The organism is Roseomonas fluvialis (assembly GCF_022846615.1).
GTDB classification, from domain to species: Bacteria; Pseudomonadota; Alphaproteobacteria; order Acetobacterales; family Acetobacteraceae; genus Neoroseomonas; species Neoroseomonas fluvialis.
This window is the reverse complement of the sequence record NZ_AP025637.1, coordinates 4,157,241-4,177,814: the sequence shown is the minus strand read 5'-3', so window position 1 is coordinate 4,177,814 and position 20,574 is coordinate 4,157,241. Positions and strand designations below refer to the sequence as shown.

General features: G+C 65.6%; 19 protein-coding genes. 7 read left to right on the top strand and 12 right to left on the bottom strand.

All coding sequences use genetic code 11. The features are described 5' to 3' along the window. Position 1: 1 nt before the first annotated feature. The 7 genes from MWM08_RS19975 to MWM08_RS19945 all read right to left on the bottom strand — a co-directional run bounded on the left by MWM08_RS19975 (position 2) and on the right by MWM08_RS19945 (position 8,285). Complete coding sequence (locus MWM08_RS19975) at positions 2–718, bottom strand: CBS domain-containing protein (RefSeq protein WP_244408269.1); 717 nt, start codon at positions 716–718, stop codon at positions 2–4. Then, a complete protein-coding gene (locus tag MWM08_RS19970) occupies positions 715–2,391 on the bottom strand; it encodes a restriction endonuclease subunit S (RefSeq protein WP_244408268.1) in 1,677 nt (558 codons plus the stop codon). The genes MWM08_RS19975 and MWM08_RS19970 overlap by 4 nt, the downstream gene beginning before the upstream one ends. Beyond that, positions 2,388–3,845: a class I SAM-dependent DNA methyltransferase gene (locus MWM08_RS19965; RefSeq protein ID WP_244408267.1), complete on the bottom strand. Its 1,458-nt coding sequence runs from the start codon at positions 3,843–3,845 to the stop codon at positions 2,388–2,390. Before MWM08_RS19965 ends, MWM08_RS19970 begins: the two co-directional genes overlap by 4 nt. 3 nt (positions 3,846–3,848) lie before the next feature. Beyond that, positions 3,849–6,287, bottom strand: coding sequence for an EcoAI/FtnUII family type I restriction enzme subunit R (gene hsdR / locus MWM08_RS19960; RefSeq protein WP_244408266.1), 2,439 nt, complete (start codon positions 6,285–6,287; stop codon positions 3,849–3,851). A gap of 4 nt (positions 6,288–6,291) precedes the next feature. Further along, positions 6,292–6,972 carry a hypothetical protein gene (locus tag MWM08_RS19955; RefSeq protein ID WP_244408265.1) on the bottom strand — a complete coding sequence of 227 codons (681 nt, stop codon included), beginning with the start codon at positions 6,970–6,972 and terminating at the stop codon, positions 6,292–6,294. 80 nt (positions 6,973–7,052) lie between these two features. Beyond that, a complete protein-coding gene (locus MWM08_RS19950) occupies positions 7,053–7,916 on the bottom strand; it encodes an oxygenase MpaB family protein (protein WP_244408264.1) in 864 nt (287 codons plus the stop codon). A 135-nt stretch (positions 7,917–8,051) separates the two neighbouring features. Further along, a complete protein-coding gene (locus MWM08_RS19945; RefSeq protein ID WP_244408263.1) occupies positions 8,052–8,285 on the bottom strand; it encodes a hypothetical protein in 234 nt (77 codons plus the stop codon). A gap of 278 nt (positions 8,286–8,563) precedes the next feature. Between MWM08_RS19945 and MWM08_RS19940 the strand changes: the two genes are divergently transcribed. After that, positions 8,564–9,793, top strand: a complete 1,230-nt coding sequence (locus MWM08_RS19940) for a patatin-like phospholipase family protein (RefSeq protein WP_244408262.1) — start codon at positions 8,564–8,566, stop codon at positions 9,791–9,793. 56 nt (positions 9,794–9,849) lie between these two features. On the opposite strand, the gene MWM08_RS19935 is transcribed toward MWM08_RS19940, so the two are convergent. The 3 genes from MWM08_RS19935 to MWM08_RS19925 are packed head-to-tail and all read right to left on the bottom strand — an operon-like array spanning position 9,850 to position 12,064. Continuing rightward, entirely contained in the window at positions 9,850–10,209 is a 360-nt protein-coding gene (locus tag MWM08_RS19935; protein WP_244408261.1) for a hypothetical protein, read from the bottom strand. Then, positions 10,206–11,558 carry a recombinase family protein gene (locus tag MWM08_RS19930; protein WP_244408260.1) on the bottom strand — a complete coding sequence of 451 codons (1,353 nt, stop codon included), beginning with the start codon at positions 11,556–11,558 and terminating at the stop codon, positions 10,206–10,208. Before MWM08_RS19930 ends, MWM08_RS19935 begins: the two co-directional genes overlap by 4 nt. Next, complete coding sequence (locus MWM08_RS19925) at positions 11,555–12,064, bottom strand: DUF2924 domain-containing protein (RefSeq protein WP_244408259.1); 510 nt, start codon at positions 12,062–12,064, stop codon at positions 11,555–11,557. Before MWM08_RS19925 ends, MWM08_RS19930 begins: the two co-directional genes overlap by 4 nt. A 261-nt stretch (positions 12,065–12,325) precedes the next feature. Here MWM08_RS19925 and MWM08_RS19920 point away from each other — a divergent pair, with 261 nt between their 5' ends. The 6 genes from MWM08_RS19920 (at position 12,326) to MWM08_RS19895 (ending at position 18,756) form a co-directional block, all read left to right on the top strand. Next, on the top strand, positions 12,326–13,657 hold the full coding sequence (locus tag MWM08_RS19920) for a hypothetical protein (protein WP_244408258.1): 1,332 nt from the start codon (positions 12,326–12,328) through the stop codon (positions 13,655–13,657). Between the two features lie 295 nt (positions 13,658–13,952). Continuing rightward, entirely contained in the window at positions 13,953–14,192 is a 240-nt protein-coding gene (locus MWM08_RS19915; RefSeq protein WP_244408257.1) for a hypothetical protein, read from the top strand. Beyond that, positions 14,185–16,242, top strand: a complete 2,058-nt coding sequence (locus MWM08_RS19910) for a virulence-associated E family protein (protein WP_244408256.1) — start codon at positions 14,185–14,187, stop codon at positions 16,240–16,242. The genes MWM08_RS19915 and MWM08_RS19910 overlap by 8 nt, the downstream gene beginning before the upstream one ends. Before the next feature lie 414 nt (positions 16,243–16,656). Beyond that, on the top strand, positions 16,657–17,949 hold the full coding sequence (locus MWM08_RS19905) for a site-specific DNA-methyltransferase (RefSeq protein ID WP_244408255.1): 1,293 nt from the start codon (positions 16,657–16,659) through the stop codon (positions 17,947–17,949). 34 nt (positions 17,950–17,983) lie between these two features. Beyond that, on the top strand, positions 17,984–18,346 hold the full coding sequence (locus MWM08_RS19900) for an SAM domain-containing protein (RefSeq protein ID WP_244408254.1): 363 nt from the start codon (positions 17,984–17,986) through the stop codon (positions 18,344–18,346). Further along, on the top strand, positions 18,343–18,756 hold the full coding sequence (locus MWM08_RS19895; protein ID WP_244408253.1) for a hypothetical protein: 414 nt from the start codon (positions 18,343–18,345) through the stop codon (positions 18,754–18,756). Before MWM08_RS19900 ends, MWM08_RS19895 begins: the two co-directional genes overlap by 4 nt. A gap of 170 nt (positions 18,757–18,926) precedes the next feature. On the opposite strand, the gene MWM08_RS19890 is transcribed toward MWM08_RS19895, so the two are convergent. Then, positions 18,927–19,715 (bottom strand): hypothetical protein, encoded by a 789-nt coding sequence (locus MWM08_RS19890; protein WP_244408252.1) that lies wholly within the window; start codon positions 19,713–19,715, stop codon positions 18,927–18,929. A 70-nt stretch (positions 19,716–19,785) separates the two neighbouring features. After that, positions 19,786–20,565, bottom strand: coding sequence for a hypothetical protein (locus tag MWM08_RS19885; RefSeq protein ID WP_244408251.1), 780 nt, complete (start codon positions 20,563–20,565; stop codon positions 19,786–19,788). Between the last annotated feature and the right edge of the window lie 9 nt (positions 20,566–20,574).

Below are 20,574 nucleotides of genomic sequence, written 5' to 3'. Positions count from 1 at the left end.
CCTAGTTTCGACCGTTCGCGAGAACATCCCAGGGCGTAATCATGCGCTGGAGCGGCTCAGTATCCTTGCCCGAGGCCGTCACGAAGGCAGCACCCAGCCGAGTGGTCCGCGAGATCGGTGCGACGAACATGCCGACCAAGTCATCGAGCAGCGTTCCCGGCCGGACGAATTGGAAGGTCTCCGTGTGGTCGGCATCGAGGCTGCAATGCGGCAGGATGTCCTCGACCCGCATGTCGCGTTCGATGATGCGCGCCGGCTCTGCCCAGAGGTGATCGAAGACGGCGGCCTCGTTGAACACGCCCATGACAACGTCGCGTTCATCAAGGATCGGCAGATGGCTGAAGCCGTCACGCTTCATCATGTCGGCCAGGTCGCCCAAGCGGTCGCCCAGGCGCGCGGTCCTGATATCGCGGCGTGCGACGCCGACCGAGCGAACCGTGGGAGGGTCCTGTAGGTGCCTCAGGAGAGCCTTTGCCTCGTTGAGGAACGCGTCGGTGATCTGGACGGCGTGACCTCGCGCGCCGTGTTGGGGATGCTGCAGGGCGTTCCGCACATCACGGATGTAGCGGATCAGGCGACGATTCTTGTCGATGGCGGGATCAACGCCTGCAGCGGTGTCAATCTGGAGCGTGTGGGAATTTGGCTCGCCCGCGCGGCGATTTACCTCCTCGCGGAGCGCTTCGAAGGTGCGGATGAAGTCCTCTGTCGTCGTGCTCATGCGGCGATCTCGGGAAGGGGGGCAAGCGTGTCGGTTAGGGTGACTTCCAACAGCCGCGTTCGGGTGGTGGTCGCGTCGGTGAGGCCCGCCTCCAGTATTCCGCAGAGACCCATCAACTCGTTGACCCTGGCCAGGATGCGTTCCTGTTCACCCTGCGGTGGCAAGGCGACCGGAATCGAATTCATCTTCGCTTGGTTCATCTTGGGCTGCGCGGTGCCTGTGACGTACAGCTTCAGGTCCGTGGCGTTGATGAAGAGCTCAAGATAGCGAAGGAAGTCCTCCGATACGCCATCGATGACGTGGGCGTGGTTGTTTACCCAGTATCTTCCGCGCGCCATGAACGCGATCGGCGTTGACCGATTGATGAGGTTGGCTCCGTCCTCCCCGATGAGCAGAAGGGGCTGATCGAACAAATAGCCGTCAATCCGATCGATAACGCCGGACGCGCCGTAGTAGTCGTAAAGCTTGGCGCGTCCGCTTCTCTCCTCCTTTGAGACCGGGACGCGCCGGCCGTCACGGCAAACAGTGATATCGCCGAAGCGGAACCACGCCCAACCACTCGGCACCGGATGAGGCGCTTCGGCTTCAGGGATCGGCCTGATGCTTTGCGTCTGAGCCCGGCCGGCCTGATGGTGCTGGCGATATGTCCCGATGCGAGCAATGAGCGCGGACACGGGCTCATCGCGGGCATCCTGCGGCACGAGCTTCCCGCGTACCGCTAGGTTCAGGATGGTCTGGCGGAGGTCCTTGATCTGGTCGGGGCGGGTGGTGAGGGCGGGCAGGGCGTCGAGGGCGAAGCGCGCGTCGGTCGGGAAGGTCTCGGGATCCGGGGTGTTGAGGCGGGCGAGGCTCGCTGCCGCCAGCCGGTCGCGCGCCGCCTCTCGCGCCGTCCGCGCCGCCTCCAGCCGGTCGCACAGCGCCATTAACTCATCCACCTTGGCGACGATGCGGTGCTGCTCGGCCAGCGGCGCGAGGGGGAATGGCACTGCGGCAACAATCTTGCCCGAGACTTCCTTGAAGGTCGTCCCCGGTGCTTTCGCATCGATCTCCGGCGCAAAGGCCTTCATCGCCACAGCAATGAAGCGCGAACACTCCACCACATACGGCACGATGGACTTGAAGCCCTGGTTCGTCGCCAGCGGGTTCGAGGCAATGGCGACGTAGCCGATCGGGGCGCGGCTGGTGAAAAGGACGGTGCCGGCCGGCATTATGGTTGCGGACGACGTGCGCGCGCCCTTCTCGGAGAGATCCCGAGCGCCGCGCGAGACATAAAGTTCGGTGTGTCCGCCGAGGTCTGCCGGCGTGAGCCAAGGGACCCCATCGCCAGGTTCCGCGAAGTTTTCTGCATCAGCCGCCGAGGGCGTTCCGCCGCCGATGATGGCACCGACGCCGTCAAGTCTGATCCATTTCCAACTCGGCGGAACGGGGAATGGGGCCTCTATCTCATCCGCGCTGCCAAGTTCGCGCGGCTTCCGAACCTCACCCAACTTGACCAGCCGCGCCTTCTCCCGCGCGATGCGCTTCAGCAATTCCGACGCCGGTTCGTCGCCGGCATCCTGCGATACCAACTTCCCCCGCACTGCGAGGTCCAGCACGAAACGCCGCAGCCGCGCCACTGCATCCGGCGCCTCGGCGATGCGCTCATACAACGCCAGCAGCCGCGCCGCGTTCATCGCGTCAGCGCCTCCGCCAGGATGGCCTTCAGCTGGTCCTGCAGGCGGGCTGTCTCGGCCTCGGCTGCGTCGAGTTCGGCCAGTAGCGCCTCCGGGTCGCCGTGGTCCGCCGCGACGGTGTTTGGGTTCTTGATGTCGAGGTTGTAGCCGCGCGCCTTCACCTCCTCGGCCGTCACGCGCCAGGCCTGGGGGCCTTCGGCGCGGCCTTCACGGGTCGGGCCGCCCCACCAGGCGGTGCAGTCGGCAAAGTGGTCCAGCCGGATCGGCTTGGTCATGGAGTAGGCCTTCTGGCCCGCGGGCACCTGGTGTTCCCAGAACCAGGTCTCGGTGGTCGGCGTACCCCTCTCGAAGAACAGCAGGTTGGTGCCGATCGAGGCGTAGGGCTTGAAGACCGAGTTCGGCAGCCGGACGATGGTGTGCAGGTTGCACTCCTCCATCAGGCTTTCCTTGATGCGGGTCTTCACGCCTTCGCCGAACAGCGTGCCGTCGGGCAGCACCACCGCGGCGCGGCCGCCCGGCTTCAGCAGGCGGATGATCAGCGCGAGAAAGAGGTCCGCCGTCTCCCGCGTGCGTAGGTGAGCGGGGAAGTTGCTCTCGATCCCGTCTTCCTCCCGCCCGCCGAAGGGCGGGTTGGTGAGCACGATGTCGACGCGGTCGGACTGGGTGTAGCTGATGTAGGGGCGGGCGAGGGTGTTGTCGTGGCGGACGAAGCTCGGGTCCTCGATGCCGTGCAGCAGCATGTTGGTCACGCAGAGCATGTGCGGCAGCTGCTTCTTTTCCACAGCGCGCAGGGCGCCCTGCATCAGCCATTCGTCGGTGGTCTTCTTCACGTAGCGGTCGCGCATGTGGCGCAGTGAGCACGTGAGGAACCCGCCCGTGCCGCAGGCGGGGTCGAAGAGGATCTCGCCAGGCCGCGGGTCGATACGGTCGACCATGAAGGAGGTGACGGCGCGGGGGGTGTAGTACTCGCCCGCGTTGCCGGCGGATTGGAGATCGTTGAGCAGCTGTTCGTAGATGTCGCCGAAGTGCTGGCGTTCGCTGAGGTTGTTGAAGTCGATGCTGGTGATGCGGTTGACCACCTGGCGCATCAGCTGGCCGGACTTCATGTAGTTGTAGGCGTCCTCGAACACGTCGCGGACGACGCGGCGGCGGTCGCCGGGCGTGGCGGAGACCGGGAGGTTCTTCAGCGCGGGGAAGAGTTCGCCGTTGATGAAGTCGAGCAGGGCTTCGCCTGTGATGCCCTCGGGGTCCGCGGCCCAGGTGCGCCACTGGAAGCGCTCGGGGACGGGAGAGCGGTAGTCGGGCTTCAGGAGTTCGAGTTCCTGGTCCTGGTCGTCGATGATCTTGAGGAAGAACATCCAGCAGAGCTGGCTGAGGCGCTGCGCGTCCCCATCCACGCCGCTGTCCTGGCGCATGATGTCCTGGATGGATTTGACGGTGGTGCGGGCGGACATGGGTCAGGCGATATCCTGGTAGAGTGCGGCCTGCAATTCCTGCGCGGCCTGTTCGAATCCCAGCTTGCCGCCGAAGGCGCGGACGAGTTCGACGATGCTGCCCATGGCCGTGAAGGGCGTCACGCGCAGGACGTTGGCGTCGTCGAGGTTCAGCACGCCCTCATCGGCATACTTGGCCAGCAGCGCGTCCAGCACGGCGCGGCCCTGGGGACCGTACTTCGAGAAGGCATCGCGCTTGCGCACGTTGTCCGCCCGTTCGCGGCGGGTAAGCGGCTTGCGATCGAAGGCGATGTGGCAAATGAGATCGAAGGGATCGAGGTTCTTGCCGAGCTCGTCCGCAATCGGGTCGAGCGGCAGGCCCTCGGCCTCCAGCTCCTCCACGATGGCCTGCTTGCGCGCTTCTGATTTCCAGCGCTTGAGGAAGTCATCGAGGCTGGCAAAGCGCTTGCGCAGCGCGGCCTTGGTAAAATCGCGGAGCGATTCAGTGACCAGCTTGCCGTTTTCGTCGAGGTACTCGATGCGCTCGGTGATGATCCTGACGCTGACACCGTCGATATAGACTTTGCGCTGGCCGCTGCCTTTGGTCGGCAGGTGCACGCCGTCGGGGTCATCCACAACTGTCTCGTCGGTGCCGGGCGTGATGGCATCGTCGGCACCGGGCGGTGCGTCGTCGGGCGGCGTGATTGGGTCATCGGCACCGGGCTCGTAGATCTGCACCGGCTCGCCGTCGAAGTCGGGGTCGGCGAAGTGGTTTGTGGCTCCGCGGAAGTCGAGCAGGGTGAAGTAGAATTTGCGCGTGTCCTCGTGCACGCGCGTTCCGCGGCCTACGATCTGCTTGAACTCCGTCATGGAGCCGATCTCGCGATCGAGCACGATCAGCCGGCAAGTCTGTGCGTCCACGCCAGTCGAGAGCAGGCGAGAGGTGGTGACGATGACGGGGTAGGTAGACTCCGGGTCGATAAAGTTGCCGAGCTGATCCTGGCCTTCCTTGTCGTTGCCAGTGATGCGCATGACGTAGCGGTGGTTGGCGGCCACTAGGTCGGCGTTCTCGTTGACCAGGGCCTGGCGCATGCGCGCTGCGTGTTCCTGGTCGACACAGAAGACGATGGTCTTCTGGAAGCGGTCACCGCTCTCGCGCAGGAACTCGGTCACCTTCCGCGCCACGAGCCGGGTGCGCTCATCCAGCACGATCGTGCGATCGAAGTCCTTGGTGTTGTAGATGCGGTCCTCGACCTCTTCTCCATCGCGGTCGAGCTGACCCTTCTCGGGGCGGTAGCCTTCGACGTCGCGGTCGATATGGACCTTCACCACCTTGTAGGGGGCAAGGAAGCCATCCCGGATACCCTGCTTCAGGGAGTAGGAGAAGACCGGATCACCGAAGTACTCGATGTTCGAGACGTAGCGCGTCTCCTTGGGGGTAGCAGTCAGGCCGATCTGCGTGGCGGATGCGAAGTAGTCCAGGATCTCACGCCAGGCGGAGTCCTCGGCCGCGCTGCCGCGGTGGCACTCATCGATCACGATGAGGTCGAAGAAGCCCGGCGAGAATTCCTTGTAGAGCTTCTGGCGCTCCTCTGGCCCGGTGATGGACTGGTAGAGCCCCAAGTAAATCTCGTAGGCGCTGTCGATTCGGCGCTGCCGGTCGAGCGCCAGGGTGAGATCAACCTTCGTGCCGTCAGCGCGTTCGATGGTTTTCGACGAGGTGGACAGCTTGGCCATAGCGCCGCCGAACGGGCGGAAGTCGTTCACCATGGTCTGATCGACCAGCACGTTGCGGTCGGCCAGGAAAAGGATGCGCTTCTTGCGGCCTGCCTTCCATAACCGCCAGATGATCTGGAAGGCCGTGTAGGTCTTGCCCGTGCCGGTGGCCATCACGAGCAGGATGCGATCCTGCCCCTTGGCGATGGCCTCAATCGCGGCGTTGACTGCGTTGACCTGGTAGTAGCGCGGCGCCTTGCCGCTGCCGTCGTCGTAGTAGTCTTGAAGGACGATTTGCTCGGCGGTGGGATCGATGCCTTTCCAGGTGCGATAGCGTGCCCAGAGTTCATCGGGCGCAGGGAATTGGTTCAGGCTCAGTGTGGTTTCCGACGGGCCGCCGGGTGCCGTTCGATCGTGGAAAACGAACCCATCCCCGTTGGAGGAAAAGACGAAGGGGATCTGGAGCGTTTCCGCGTACTCGAGCGCCTGCTGAAGGCCGTCTCCGACGCTGTGGGTGTTGTCCTTCGTTTCGATGATGGCGAGCGGAATGTTGGGCTTCACCGAGAGTATGTAGTCGGCACGCTTGGCCTGCCCGCGGCTGACCAGCTTGCCGCGGACAATGATGCGCCCCTTGGTAAAGCTGACCTCCTCGCGGATCTGCAGCATTTCATCCCAACCGGCAGCGCGCAGCGCCGGCGTGATGAACTTCGTGCAGATGTCGCGCTCGCTGAGTGATGTCTTGTCCATAGGCTCAGAGAGAGGTAGCCGCGCTAGAGACGGTGATATCCGCCGCGGTCGATTGCGACGACCAGTGGATATGACAATACGGCGCTAGAAATACGCCGAGTGCCTTCGTGATGTAGGAGTAACTCCAAGATTGCTCCCACTTAGGCGATCGCCCATGCCTGTTCTCGACCCACGAGTAAAATTCATCATGATCGACCAAGAACCAGTTCCGGCCTGGACAATTTCCGTAAGGATCCGGGAAGAGCATCCAGATGTTTCGACCGCTGTATCGTAACCGATCGACAGCGGGGCGTCCCTTCAGCTGTACCGCTCGCAAGCGGCCATCGGGCCATCTCAAAACGAGGTCTTCGCCCGTGACGTCAGCCTCTGGCCGGTAGACTCGAAACCTTGCACGGATCAGCAGCGCCGTCGCTTCAGCGCGATTGGCCGCTTCGATCTCACGGGTTGCGAGCTTTGGTAGCGAAACCGCTGAACCGTTGGATGAGGACTGAAGCAAGGGAGAGTCGTTCCGGCGTGGTGAAGCACGTTGCATCGCAATACTAGAGATTTCGACAACCCATTCCACCGGAAACAGCTGCGTTAGCGTCGGCAGCGCCATCGCCTCCGGCTGCGGCCCGCCCAGGATCGCCTCGACAGTGTCGGGCGCCAGCAGCGTGAGGCGCAGCACGCGCGAGATGTAGGACAAGTTGATCATCTCGGCCTCGGCGAGCTAATTGATCGTGGCGAACCGCCCGGCCTCCAGCGTCCGCCGCCACCATAACCAAATTAGCGGAAGGCCCAGCGCAGTGTCTGCGCCACCCCGAGCGTCCCGGCGCGCACGAAGGGGCGGGCGAGCAGGGGATTAGGCAGCCCGTGCATGCGTCGCGCCCATGCGGGCAGCAGGTCGATGGCAGCCTGATTGCCCAGCACCTGCACGCCCATGGCCAGGCGGTCGGCCGTCGCCGCCTTCAGAACGAGGTCTCGGACTTCGCGAGTACGGGCGTCGGTGCGCAGGTGCGGTCGGTATGTCTCGACGAGGCGGCGCGCTGCTGACCGATCCACCGGCACCGGTGACGCACCCAGCGCGTGCGCCACCTGCGCCATCTCAGCAAAGTACCGATCCTGGTCCGCCGCCGACATGCCGGGTTCGACGTAGCGGCGCCAGGCGTTCAGAAAGCTCGTCGCCTCGGTGACATGGACCCAGGCCAGCAGCGCCGGATCATTCGCGGCGTAGGGGGTCCCGTCCGGCAACATGCCCCCCACGCAGTCATGGATGTGGCGGACGCGAGCAATAACCGCATCGGCCTCATCGCGCCCGCCGTAGGTGGTCAGGGCAATGAAGCGCGCGGTGCGCCGAAGGCGGCCGTGCATGTCGGTCCGGAAACTGGAGTGATCCCAGACGCCGGCCAGCACGGCGGGGTGCAGCATCTGAAGCAACAGCGACGAAATCCCGCCGACCATCATCGACGTAACGTCGCCATGGACACGCCATGCAACAGCCTGGGGGCCGAACAAGCCATCGAGGCGGCGCGTGACGGGCGCCTCGCCGCGCGAGCGATCGTTGAACAGCGCGATAACCCGGCCGGTAATCGCAGCCTTGATGGAACGCGCTGGGTCAGGCTGTGGCGCGCGTGGCGGTGCTCGCTTCATGATTCGGGATATAGGGCGATGCTCGCGCGGGGCCAGTCAGAACTCCAGCAGCGGCAAAAACAGAAGCCGGCGTTTATGGACCGCTTGCCTGTCGCTCCCACTCCACCGGAAACGCCTCCATCAACCCCGGCAGCGTCACGCCGCCTGGCTGCCGCCCATCGAGGATCGCCTGGACGATACCGGCGCCACCAACGTCAGCCGCAGTACGCGCGAGACGTAGGACGAGTTGATCGTCTCGGCTGCGGCCAGTTCGTTGATCGTGCCGAACCGCCCGGTCTCCAGCATCCGCCGCCACCGGAAGGCGCGTGCGACCGCTTTGATGAGCGTGATGCTGCCTGCGCTCCAGCGCCAGCACGCCGGGGCGACCATCGCCTTCCTCGACCACTCCGGCCCGGCCAAACAGAACACGACAGGATGGTAGACCGAGTAAGGCACACAAGGGCACTACGCCCGATCTTCTCCCGATCAGATCTCTGGGGGCTGTCCGCTGAGAAGCGCGGCGAAAAAGGGCTGGCATTCTCCGATAACCGCGGCGACGCTCAACTGCTACGCCCCGGATGGTTACGCCCCGGCAGCTTGGTGATTTCACCAGGCGGATGTCCCGGTGAAGCCGGGGTTCAATCCGCACCCCGGTCAAGGAGTCCGCGATGCCCCCGCTGAGCTCAGTGCCGACCGCGACCCAGCCACGTCGGCGCTCGCTGCTAGCCCTCGCTGCCGGTGGTGTCGTGGCCCTCCCTGGCTGCTCCATACCGACCCGCGGCACGGCCGTGCCGAGTGGCCGCGCCAGTGCCGCGTCGGTTGTTGGCCTGCCGAACGAGAGGTTCTTTCCTTTAGAGGCTGCCGGCCAGGCGGCGCTCCAGCGGGAGTTCACCGCCGCTGTAGAACGCCAGATGGCGGCGCGTGGCCTTTCTGCCAACGCACCAATGCCGGAGTTGGATTTGCTGGGCATCTCGGGCGGCGGCGAAAACGGCGCCTTTGGCGCGGGAGTGCTCAACGGCTGGTCTGAGCGAGGCGATCGCCCGCCGTTCTTCCTCGTAACTGGTATCAGCACCGGCGCGCTGACCGCTCCTTTCGCTTTTCTGGGCAGTGCCCGTGACGCTGATCTGAAAAGTGTCTTCACGGACATCACGCTCGCCGACGTGATCGTTCAGCGCGGCATGACAGCAGCCATCTGGAACGACGGTATGGCGGACAACGGCCCGCTGTTCCGGACGATCTCCCGATACATCGACAACGCGCTGTTGGCCGAAATCGCCCGCGCCTATGACAGCGGCCGGCTGCTGCTGGTCGGCACGTCCAACCTCGATGCGCAAATGCCGATCATCTGGAACATCGGCGCCATCGCCAAGAGCGGACACCCGAGGGCGCTGGACACGGTTCGAAAGATCCTGCTGGCTTCCTCCGCCATACCGGGTGCCTTCTCACCGGTGCTGTTCGACGTGACCGTTGACGGCCAGGAGTTCCAAGAACTCCACGTTGACGGCGGCGCCTTCGCTCAAGTCTTCCTCTATCCGGCGAGCGTCGGCACGTTTCGTCGCGCGCGGATGGCACGAGGGCAGCCGATAGCGCCGGCCAGGGCGTGGGTCCTTCGCAACGGCCGGCTTGATCCCGAATGGGCTTCAGTGGACCGACGGACGATCGGCATTGCAGGCCGCGCGGTTGCCGCCATGATTTCCTCCGCAGGGGTCAACGACGTGTGGCGAATCTACACTGCGACCGAGCGCGACCGGGTGGACTTCAACCTCGCCTTCATCGGGCGGGATTTCACTGTCCCTTACGATCAGCCATTCGCGCAGTCCTACATGCGCCCACTGTTCGACTACGGCCGGGAGCGCTCCTTACGTGGAGATGCCTGGGTGAAGCGTCCGCCGAGTTGAGGCAGTGGGAATTGAGCGGAACCGGCGCAAGGGGGCCTATCCACGCTGTCGTTCGTTCATTGCTGGTGCCACACCACCGGAAAACGGCCCATCAGCCCCGGCAGCGTCATCCCCTCCGGCTGCCGCCCGTCCAAGATCGCCTCCACGATGTCGGGCGCCAGGAGGGTCAGTCGCAGCACGCGCGAGACGTAGGACGAGTTGATCTTCTCGGCCGCCGCCAGTTCGTTGATCGTGGCGAAGCGCCCGGCCTCCAGCATCCGCCGCCACCGGAACGCCCGTGCCACCGCCTTGATCAGCGTGATGTCCTGCCGGCGTTCCAGCGCGAGCGCGCCGGGCGTGACCATGGCCTTCCGCCCGCCCCGCGGCTTCACCCGAAGCGGGATGACCACGGTGAGAGTCTGAGCTGCGTCGCTCATGCCGCCGCCCTCCCGGCGTCGGGGGCCTGGGCAGCGAGGTCCCGGACCAGGCTGCCGAGCCCGTCCAGCCGCAGCCTCACCGCGGCGCCCTCTGCCCGGACGTCGACGCGGTCCACCAGCAGCCGCACGATCCGCGCTCGCTCGGCGGGGAAGAACTCTTCCCAGAGGGGCTCGATCCGCTCCAGCGCCTGCAGCACCTCCTGCTCGGTCACGTCCTGCGCCGACGCACGCGCCGCGCGCCAAGTGCCGACCACCATCTCCGGCTGGCGCAGCAGCGCGCGGACCTGGGCGACCACCGCCGTCTCGATCTCCCCGGCCGGCAGCCGCGCGATCGCCGGCCGCTCCGTCGCGCCGCCCTTCAGCACGGCTTGGCTGACATAGTAGCGGTACATCTGTCCGCCCCGGCCGCGGCTGTGGCTCGGCGACATGGCGCGACCGTCACTGTCGAAGATCAGTCCGCGCAACAGCGGCGCGGTGGTGTTCCGCGTCCGGTTGACCCGCACGCGTGGGCTAACCTGCAGGATCGCGTGCACCGCGTCCCACTGCGCCTGGCTGACGATGGCGTCGTGCTCGCCGGGATACGCAGTGCCTTTGTGCACCGCCTCGCCCAGGTACACGCGGTTGCTGAGAATGCGGTAGACGTCGCTCTTCGTCAGTAGCCTACCCCGCTTCGTGGTGGCGCCCTCGGCGCGCAGCACCTGCACTAGTCGGGTGCAGGATTCCAGCTCGACGAAGCCCTGGAAGATCCGCCGCACCAGGGCGGCCTCGGCGGCGTTCACCAGCAGCTTCCGCTCGCGTACGTCGTAGCCGAGCGGCACGTAGCCGCCCATCCACATGCCGCGTTTGCGCGACGCTGCCACCTTGTCGCGAATGCGCTCGCCGATGACCTCGCGCTCGAACTGCGCGAAGCTCAGCAGGATGTTCAGCGTCAGCCGCCCCATGCTGGTGGTGGTGTTGAAGCTCTGCGTGACCGACACGAACGTCACGTTGTTCGCGTCGAACACTTCGACCAGCTTGGTGAAGTCCACCAGCGAGCGGGAAAGGCGGTCGATCTTGTAGACCACCACCACATCCACCAACCCCTCCTGGATGTCGGCGACCAGGCGCTTCAGGGCGGGGCGTTCCAGGGTCCCGCCGGAAATGCCGCCATCGTCGTAGCGGTCGCGCACAAGCACCCACCCTTCGGCGCGCTGGCTGGCGATGAAGGCCTCGCAGGCCTCGCGCTGCGCATCGAGGGAGTTGAACTCCATGTCGAGGCCTTCCTCGCTCGACTTCCGGGTGTAGACCGCGCAGCGCAGCTTCCGCACGGCCGCCGGCATGGCGCCGGCCTGCTTTGCGTCGCGCTTCATGCCGCGTTCCGGCTCGGGCGCAGCCCGAAGAACATGCGCCCGTTCCACCGCGTGCCGGTGATGGCGCGGGCGATGGCGGAGAGCGATTGGTAGGGCTGGCCCTGGTACTCGTAGCCGGCGCGCGTGACGGTCACGACGTGCTCGACGCCCTGGTACTCGCGGATCAGCTGGGTGCCGGCGATCGGCTTGTCGTCGCCGCGCATGCGGCGGACGGTGATCTTGCCCCCGTCGAGCTGCTCACCGAGTGCCTCGAGGCGGGCCAGCGTCTCCGGCTTCAGCCCGCCATAGGCGAGCTCCTGAATCCGGTACGCGAGCCGGCTCTCCAGGAAGCGCCGATTGTACGGCGGCGGATCCGTGCCGAAGAGTTCCCGCCATTGCTGCTTCAGCGCCGGCGTGGCGGTGGTCTTCAGGGCGGCAAGCCGGCCGAGCACGTCGGCGGGCGGGATGGCGGCCATCGAGCGCGCGACGGGCTCGATGGCATCGCCGGAATAGGTGCGGCGGGTCATGCGGGACTCCTCTCCAAGGGGACCGCATGCACGCTCTGGTGGGCGGTGAAGTGTAGCGAACTCTCTCCGCCTGTCCGCCTGTCGCGGTCGAACTCCTCGGCAGTGCGGCTACGCAGCCGCACCAGGCCGCGGGCGAGGATGTCGCAGATCTCGCGGAGGTGAGGGGGAAGGTGCCGCACGGGGTCAGCGGCTGATGTTTCATGCCGAGGCATTAGATTTCCCCAACACGGACAGGCGCGGCGCAACGCTATCGTTTCGGGCATGACCGACGATTCGCGCCCCCGCCGCCTGGCTCTTGTCGAGGCTGTCCTGGCGTGGACGCCTCCGCATCTCATGGACGCCGTTCGCGACGCGGAGGATATGACCCACCACGACGAGCTTGTGCGATGGGGACGCGATGCGATCGCGACCATCACACAGCCTCGGGCGCGCCCTCAGCGTGGTCGGATGATGTCGATGGCCGGACGCCCTGCTGGGATTGCGGCGCTGGATCGTGCTTGGGACGCGGTCTTCGACCACGTCCGTTTGGAAGTGGAGAAGGGCACGCTGCAACTTACGGGACGCATGATGCGACCCGAGCATCGGCAGAATGCGCAGCCAATTCCGAGCGTTTGGGGACGTGCGCTCGACTTCGACCTGCGGGCGGGGGCGGTGTTCTTCGAAGACCAAACCTTCGTTGCCGTCGAGACATCGAAGCAATTGTCCTTCGGAGCGGTCCCCGAAGTCGGCAGCGATGAGCCGGGCAATCGCACACCTGGCGATACGTGCCCTAGCGCGGCGGACCAGGATCTTTCGCTGCTTGAGGCCATGACGCAGTGGTGTGAGCCACGACTCGTCAACCGCGTTCGTGAGGAGGAGCGAAAGTTTATCGCAATCGAGCTCCACCGATACTTCATGCCGAAGCTGACGCACGAGACAGAATGGAGCCAGCCCACCAGCCGATCGTGGATGGCGGAGACGAACTATGTGTTCCTGACCGCCGCCTGGAACGAGCTGACCATCGACTTTCGACGACGGATAGAGCGAGGCGAAATGTACCTGCGAGGCGTTCTGTCTGGAGACGACCCTGCCGCCGCCATCGAGGCGATTCCTGGTTTCTGGGCTGCGGAGTTGATGTTCGATCTGCGCGCCAATGCTGTCCGCCGCGACTCCAGAACCTACCTGGCGGTGAGGGTCTCGAAGCAGGCGCCAGCGGAGCCACCAGTGGCAAAGAACGAGGTTCCACCTGCCGCTGCCGAGCCTCGTGGGCCGGTCACGCCTCTCACGGCTGCCACGTTGACGGACGAAGAGGTGTTCGTATTGCTGGATGAGTACGCTCGGCGCGTCGTGGCGGAAGAGGGCTCGCCCCTCAGGCTGCCGGTGAAAGTCAGCTTCATACCGATCCTTCGGAGAAAGATGCGGCAGCGATTCGCGACTGGCGAGCACGCGTTGACGCTCGGCGCTGAGGCCGCGGCCTTGGAGGAATGGATCAAGACGAAGGTGGATGGCCATCAGACCCCCAGCGCCGGGCATATTGAAAACGAGCTGCGAGAGGAACATCGGCGCTTGAAAGCCCAGCATCCACGGCCAGCATCCAAGGATCGGGATCCTTAGATCCTGGGTGTGGATGCTGGTCTCGGTTCCTCCCAACTCTGCCCCACGAGCAGATGCTGTGAGGCACGACGATGTGCGACCGACGACCGGCTTCGAGCGCCAATGCAGGTGGGTTCAACAGCGTCCGCCTGACGCAGTCGGAATTGGCGAAGCGTTGGCGCATTAGCGGCCGGACGCTTGAGAAATGGCGGCAGACCCAGGCCGGGCCTCGGCACCTCAAGATCGGCGGGAGGGTGGTTTACCGCTTGGAGGACATCGAAGCCTTCGAGGTCGAACAGCTCCGGGGGCCGGCGTGATGGACGCCGCCGTCGCCGCTGCGATGTCTGACGCGGATCGCAATCCGAATTTCCGGCGGAAGTGGGTGGATGATGCCCGCGTCACTGCGATCTCGGGAACCGCGCCGCCCGCGGCGATCGGCTCGTTCGGCCTGGTGCTGCAGGAGGCCCTGGCGCGCGCCGGCCGTCCCCACCTTCAGTCGCATGTCGGCAGCGCGGATCGCCGGATCCAGCCGCCGGAGGGCACCGAAAATGGCTGACGGTGGCTTCCAGATGCCCACGCTGGCGAGCCTCGCGACGATACCGCGGTGGGTTGCTTGGCAGACACAGGATCGAGATGGGAAGCCCACCAAAGTGCCGTTCCAATCGAACGGCGCGAAGGCGAAGGCAGATACTCCTTCGACATGGTGCGGCCGTGCCGCGGCAAGAGAGCGGGCCGATCTGCTGCCCAAGCCCTACGGCGTTGGCGGCGTCGGCATCATGCTGGGCCAGTATGAGGATCTCGCCCTTGCCGGTCTGGATCTTGATAGATGCCTCGATGAGAGCGGCGGCATGGCGCCCTGGGCTGTCGAGATTGTCGAGCGGTTCGGCTCCTACACCGAAGTCTCACCCTCCAACACGGGGGTGAAGGTCTTCTTCACCTACAACGCTGGTGACCTGGTCACACTGCGGCAGTTGATGAAGTCCGAATGGGGCAGGCAGTACAAGCGTTCGAGCGGCGCCGACCATCCGCCAGCGATCGAGCTCTACCTTGGCAATCGCTTCTTCGCTGTGACCGATCGACAGCACGGCGACATCGAACTGTTGCGCCATGTCAGCACCGACATCCTCCGGTGGCTGATCGAGAAGGCCGGGCCTGCTTTCGCACAGAAGCTGAAGGCTCAACGGAAGGAGTCCACCGGCAGGAAGCCGAGCGGCCAGCAGAATCGGGACGAACGTGGCAACGATGGCAGCCGCAGCGCGATTGCCTTCGGCATCGCATGTCGCGTTGTGCGTGATGGCGGAAGCTACGCGGACATGCTCGCCGCGCTTGGTGCCCATCCTCACGCGGCAGAATGGCTTGCCGAGAAGGGCCTGCCCAACGGAGAGCGTGAGGCGAAGCGCGCATGGGAGAATGCGAACAAGCGCGCCCGACCTCGCGCTGAATGGCTGGCAAAATGCCAGAACGGTCAGGACGGCACGCCGCGCGGCAACCTTTACAACGCGCTGTTGGCTCTGCGCGAGGACGGCCGCCTTCGGGGTGTGTTCCGGCTGGATGAGATGCTGCGTGTCGTCGTGATCCCCGAGCATCGCGCGCACATGACGATGGTGCCGGCGACCGAAGTACACGTTGGCCGGCTACAAGCCATGCTTCAGGAGGAGGGGCTGGAGACAGTTGGCAAGGAAACCGTGCACCAGGCGGTCGAGATTATTGCCGCGGAGAATGCGTTCCATCCCGTTCGCGACTACCTCGGTGCGCTTCGCTGGGACGGGAAGCCGCGCCTGGGGACCTGGCTACACGTCTACCTCGGCGCAGAGGCCAGCGCATACACCAGCGGCATAGGCACGATGTTTCTAATCGCCATGGTCGCGCGCGTCATGCAACCGGGCGCGAAGTGCGACTACATGTTGATCCTGGAAGGCGCCCAGGGCGCCCGCAAGAGCACCGCCTGCCGCATTCTCGGCGGCGCCTGGTTCTCGGACAACATGCCCGATATCCGGGGCGGCAAGGACGTGTCGCAGCACCTGAAGGGCAAATGGCTAATCGAGGTGGCGGAAATGTCCGCCCTCGACAAAGCAGAGGCAGCAGCGCTGAAGGCCTTTGTCACTCGCGACACCGAGCGCTATCGGCCGAGCTATGGCCGCCTCGAAGTGATCGAGCCCAGGCAATGCGTATTCATCGGAACTACCAACAAGGTCGCGTATCTGCGCGACGAAACAGGCGGCCGACGGTTCTGGCCGGTGAAGGTCGGTGTGATCGACACGGACGCCCTCACGCGCGACCGCGACCAACTATTCGCGGAAGCTGTGGCGCTGTTCAACCAGGGCGCGGGTTGGTGGCCAACCTCCGGTTTCGAGAGCATGCATATTCGGCCTCAACAGGAGCAGCGATACGAGGTCGATGCGTGGGAAGATGTGATCGCCACATGGCTGGATGGCAGGGCGCAGGTAACGCTTCTGGACGTGGCGACTCAGGCCATCGGACTCGATCGGTCGAAGGTCGGAACCCAGGAGCAGCGCCGCATTGCGGCGGCGCTCGAACGGCTGGGATGGGTTCGCGGGAAGAGGACGAACAGCGGCCTCCCATGGGTGAGAGGCGTGACGCAGTGACGCACGTGACGCACTTCTCTTCCAAGCAGCGGACCGAAATCTTATTCAACTACTGGTGGCTCAACCGCGCGTAGAACATGCACACGCGAGGCGCGCACGAAGGAAAATGCGTCACGTGCGTCACTGCGTCACTCGATGCATCCCGCTGCGCGCACCAGCTGGGCACGTCGCAGACAACGTCGGCGCTGACTACGCGCTGCAGGCACCAGGGTCCCTCGATAGGGCAGGCGAGGCTCGATGAGTCTCTCGACGCGATGGCAGCAGCGTCATCGTACATCGAATAAATCTGCAGCGATCGTACCGCCGCGTAGCGCATCGCATTTGCGGTCGATTGTGCCCAAGAATCGCGATCCGGTATTCAATCGAGGTCGCGGCGCAGGGCCCGACATCCACTCCGCGCAGGAGGTTTTCGAGATGCCGGTGACCGTCGCTTCGCACGCAGACTTCCCGACCTACAAAACGGTCCGAACAGCGGATTTGATCCCCTACGCCCGCAACGCGCGCACCCACAGCGACGCGCAGGTCGCGCAGATCGCGGCGTCCATCCGCGAGTTCGGCTTCACCAACCCGGTGCTGACCGACGGCGACAACGGCATCATCGCCGGCCACGGCCGCGTGCTCGCCGCGCGGAAACTCGGGCTCGCCGAGGTGCCGGTGATCGAGCTCGCGCATCTCACGCCGGCACAGCGCAAGGCCTACATCCTCGCCGACAACCGCCTCGCGCTGTCCGCCGGCTGGGACGACGACCTGCTCCGCCTCGAACTCGCCGATCTGCAGGCGCTGGGCTTCGACCTCGACCTTACCGGCTTCGACGCCGACGAGATCGCGGGGTTCCTCGCCGAGCCCACCACCGGCCTCACTGACCCTGACGACATCCCGCCGCTGCCCGAGACACCGGTCTCCAAGCCGGGCGACGTCTGGATCCTCGGCCGCCACCGCCTGGCCTGCGGCGACTGCACCGACCCCGCTGTCGCGGCGGCGGTGCTGGCCGGCGTGCGCCCCCACCTGATGGTCACCGACCCGCCCTACGGCGTCGCCTACGACCCGGAGTGGCGCAACCGTGCCGGGGTCAGCACCACCCGCCGGACCGGCAAGGTGGAGAACGACGACCGCGCCGACTGGCGCGAGGCCTGGGCGCTGTTCCCCGGCGATATCGCCTACGTCTGGCACGGCGCCCTGCACGCCACGACGGTGGCGGAGAGCCTGACCGCCTGCGGGTTCGACATCCGCGCGCAGATCATCTGGGCCAAGGACCGCCTGGTGCTGGGCCGCGGCCACTACCACTGGCAGCACGAACCCGCCTGGTACGCGGTGCGCGGCCAGGGCCATTGGTCGGGCGATCGCAAGCAGACGACCCTGTGGCAGATCGCCGGGCGCAGCGAGGACGCCGAGACGGTGCACGGCACCCAGAAGCCGGTGGAATGCATGCGCCGGCCCATCGAGAACAACTCCTCGCCCGGGCAGGCGGTGTACGAGCCTTTCTCGGGTTCTGGCACCACCATCATCGCGGCGGAGATGACCGGCCGCGCCTGCCACGCCATCGAGCTCTCCCCGGCCTACGTGGACGTCGCCATTGCCCGCTGGGAGGCCTTCACGGGCCAGGACGCGGTGCGGGAGGGCGACGGGGCGCGGTTCAGCGGTCTCGCCCCTGGCCCGGTCCCTGGCGCGCCTGTCAGCCCCGCGGAGGCGCCCCATGCGCCGGCATGACCCCACCCCTGACCAGCGCCGCACGGTGAAGACCATGGCCGGGTTCGGCGTGCCGCACACTGACATCGCGACCTTCCTCGGGATCGACGCCAAGACCCTGCGCAAGCATTTCCGGGAGGAACTGGACCGGGGGACGACGGAGGCGAACGCGAAGGTGGCGCAGTCGCTGTTCCAGATGGCGACGCAGGGGAAGAACGTCGCGGCGGCGATATTCTGGATGAAGGCGCGGGCGGGCTGGCGCGAGAAGGTCGAGATCAAGCCGGTGATCGATGATGACATCAGCCGGATGAGCGATGCGGAACTGCATGCGGAGATCCGGCGCCTCGAGCGTGAGGTGAAGACGGTCCAGGTGGTGCTGGTGGACGAGACGACCGCGAGCGACGGCGAGCGGCAATGACGGCACCGGCGGGTTCGGATTCGGAGGTCGAGCAGACCAGGCTGCTGCTGACCGACGAGCAGCGCCGGACGGCGAGGGCGATGGCCGGGTTTGGCGCGCCGCGCACAGCGATTGCGGGCTACCTGAAGATCGACGTGCCGCGGCTGAACGCGCTGCTGGGCGATGAGCTGGACCAGGCGGAGGCGGATGCGAACACGAAGGTGGCGCAGGCGCTGTTCAACATGGCGACGCGGCAGAACAACGTGGCGGCGGCGATCTTCTGGATGAAGGCGCGCGGGGGCTGGCGCGAGAAGCACGATGTTGAGGCGACGGTGAAGGGCGAGGTGCAGCAGCGGTACGTGATCAACGTTCAGCCGCGGCTGTCGGAGCAGGAGTGGCTCGAGACCTACGCGCCGAAGAATCTCGGCTGACCCTCGTCGCATCGCATCTGTTCAACACCGAGCAACGACCGTTGGTCGGTGGTGAACAGGAGAGGGGACGGGGACATAGCAGCGCACGCGTGTCCCCTTTCGACCCTTCGCCGTCGTGCAGCCGCCGACCAGGCAGCCTGGTTCAGAGCGCAATGAGCCGGGTGAATGCGTCATACGCCATCCTCGGGCGGCCGTGGCATTGCGGGCCTCAGCATCCCGTAGCCCGCCGATCCCGGGCTGTAGCGGTCTGGCAGCATTGACCTGCGAAGGCCTGCCACCGCGCTGGCCTGTGAATCGTCAAGCTGGTCTTGGTCTAGGTAGGTGCGGGCCGCCCACATTGGTCGGAGCGTGCGAGTCCGCTCGAGTTCAACCAGGAGAATCGTTGTTGCCCATGCGCCGCCGGCTGGCCCTGGCAAAAGCAAATCCGCTCTCTGTTCGCTTGGGTTGATCCCGAGCCGCGCGTTGATCATGGCACCTACGGTCGCCTCTGGCATTCGAAGCAATGTGTCGTGCAGATCCAGTACCGCGGCCCGCAGAGCGGCCGTGGCACGCACGCGCCCGCGCTGCACCAGGCGGCCGAGCGCGTGCATGCTGACCGTGAGGCAGCCCGGCGTGAAAGCCCAGCCGGTACGCGTCACGGCCAGGTCCAAAATCTCCAGCGTGCAGCTTTGGTCGAAAGCCGGATCGGGCGTCAGGCCGTCCCTGAACGTGCCGGTGAGTGATCCGGCAAGACGGCGCCAGCCAACGTAGTCGGGCGCGTCGATGATTCGCAGCCAGGGCGCTCCGAGCGCGGTGTCGATCCAGGCTAGCGCGCGCTTGCGACCCTCACCAGTCTTTCGCACCGCGTCGTCCGCGAGGGCATTCGGCAGCATCGGCCAGCCTGAGTTTGCAGGGGCGATGACCTCCCGCGCGGCCGCATAGGCAAGGCCTCGCGCTTCTGCGTCGACCGGAGTGCTCACGTTGAACGCGCCCCAAAGGCGTTCACTGACCCGCCGGGCGGGAGCCAGGTCGTCGTCATGGCGCGTGGCGTCAGGATGCCTGCCCTCCTCGCGATGCGCGTCGAACTGCCAACTCAGGTGAATGGCGATAGGCAGGTAGTGTCCGCGCCAAGAGCCAAAGCGGGGTCGACACTACTGCGATCTCCCGTTCCCACATCTCCGTCGGGAACACGTCATCCGTCTGCTGCTTGATCAGGCTGCGCCAGTGCTCGGCATCACGGATCTGCGCTGACAGGCGTCCGATGACCGCGTCACCGGTGAAGCCGAGATAGATTAGAGCGGTTGGGATGCCCAGTGAGGCGAGCTTCCAGGCAAAGGCGACGCGATTGGAAAACTGGTAGCAACGGTCACGACTAATGCCGATGCGCGCGTCTGAGGCCCTCAGTGCCTGACACGCCTCGGCAACGGCGCGTCCGATCCTCTCGTGGTTCTTGTGGCTGTTGGCGCTGGCGTCGGAACGCAGCCGCTTTGCGGCGCCCTCATTAGCAAGCTCACCGACGTGGGCCTTGGCCTCCACCAGGACGAGGCCGCGGCGCCGCTCGGGAAAGTCTACCGCCGCCACGAGGTCCCAATTCGGTCCGCTGGCCGTCGGATGGTCAACCGCTAGCCACCATTCACGGAGGCACCGACTGACCTGCGCCGGAAGCAACGGCGCGCAATCGCGGTCGAGGAGCGCCTCTGCGGGATTGCTGTAGCCGACAGGGCGCCACAACGCCTCAGGCGATACGCTGGCGCCCGTGAGCGTCAGCATGGCATTCAGGGATTCCACAAAGCCGCCGCTGCGGCCCTCGACCCAATCGAGGACATGCATCCTGCTCCC

Excerpts from the sequence above, each read along its gene's own strand:
- hsdR (WP_244408266.1), bottom strand. The coding sequence starts at position 6,287 with ATGGACAAGACATCACTCAGCGAGCGCGACATCTGCACGAAGTTCATC.
- MWM08_RS19925 (WP_244408259.1), bottom strand. The coding sequence starts at position 12,064 with ATGACCCGCCGCACCTATTCCGGCGATGCCATCGAGCCCGTCGCGCGC.
- MWM08_RS19965 (WP_244408267.1), bottom strand. The coding sequence starts at position 3,845 with ATGTCCGCCCGCACCACCGTCAAATCCATCCAGGACATCATGCGCCAG.
- MWM08_RS19975 (WP_244408269.1), bottom strand. The coding sequence starts at position 718 with ATGAGCACGACGACAGAGGACTTCATCCGCACCTTCGAAGCGCTCCGC.
- MWM08_RS19885 (WP_244408251.1), bottom strand. The coding sequence starts at position 20,565 with ATGCATGTCCTCGATTGGGTCGAGGGCCGCAGCGGCGGCTTTGTGGAA.
- MWM08_RS19915 (WP_244408257.1), top strand. The coding sequence starts at position 13,953 with ATGGACGCCGCCGTCGCCGCTGCGATGTCTGACGCGGATCGCAATCCG.
- MWM08_RS19930 (WP_244408260.1), bottom strand. The coding sequence starts at position 11,558 with ATGAAGCGCGACGCAAAGCAGGCCGGCGCCATGCCGGCGGCCGTGCGG.
- MWM08_RS19905 (WP_244408255.1), top strand. The coding sequence starts at position 16,657 with ATGCCGGTGACCGTCGCTTCGCACGCAGACTTCCCGACCTACAAAACG.
- MWM08_RS19970 (WP_244408268.1), bottom strand. The coding sequence starts at position 2,391 with ATGAACGCGGCGCGGCTGCTGGCGTTGTATGAGCGCATCGCCGAGGCG.
- MWM08_RS19945 (WP_244408263.1), bottom strand. The coding sequence starts at position 8,285 with ATGGTCGCCCCGGCGTGCTGGCGCTGGAGCGCAGGCAGCATCACGCTC.
- MWM08_RS19895 (WP_244408253.1), top strand. The coding sequence starts at position 18,343 with ATGACGGCACCGGCGGGTTCGGATTCGGAGGTCGAGCAGACCAGGCTG.
- MWM08_RS19935 (WP_244408261.1), bottom strand. The coding sequence starts at position 10,209 with ATGAGCGACGCAGCTCAGACTCTCACCGTGGTCATCCCGCTTCGGGTG.
- MWM08_RS19950 (WP_244408264.1), bottom strand. The coding sequence starts at position 7,916 with ATGAAGCGAGCACCGCCACGCGCGCCACAGCCTGACCCAGCGCGTTCC.
- MWM08_RS19910 (WP_244408256.1), top strand. The coding sequence starts at position 14,185 with ATGGCTGACGGTGGCTTCCAGATGCCCACGCTGGCGAGCCTCGCGACG.
- MWM08_RS19940 (WP_244408262.1), top strand. The coding sequence starts at position 8,564 with ATGCCCCCGCTGAGCTCAGTGCCGACCGCGACCCAGCCACGTCGGCGC.
- MWM08_RS19900 (WP_244408254.1), top strand. The coding sequence starts at position 17,984 with ATGGCCGGGTTCGGCGTGCCGCACACTGACATCGCGACCTTCCTCGGG.
- MWM08_RS19920 (WP_244408258.1), top strand. The coding sequence starts at position 12,326 with ATGACCGACGATTCGCGCCCCCGCCGCCTGGCTCTTGTCGAGGCTGTC.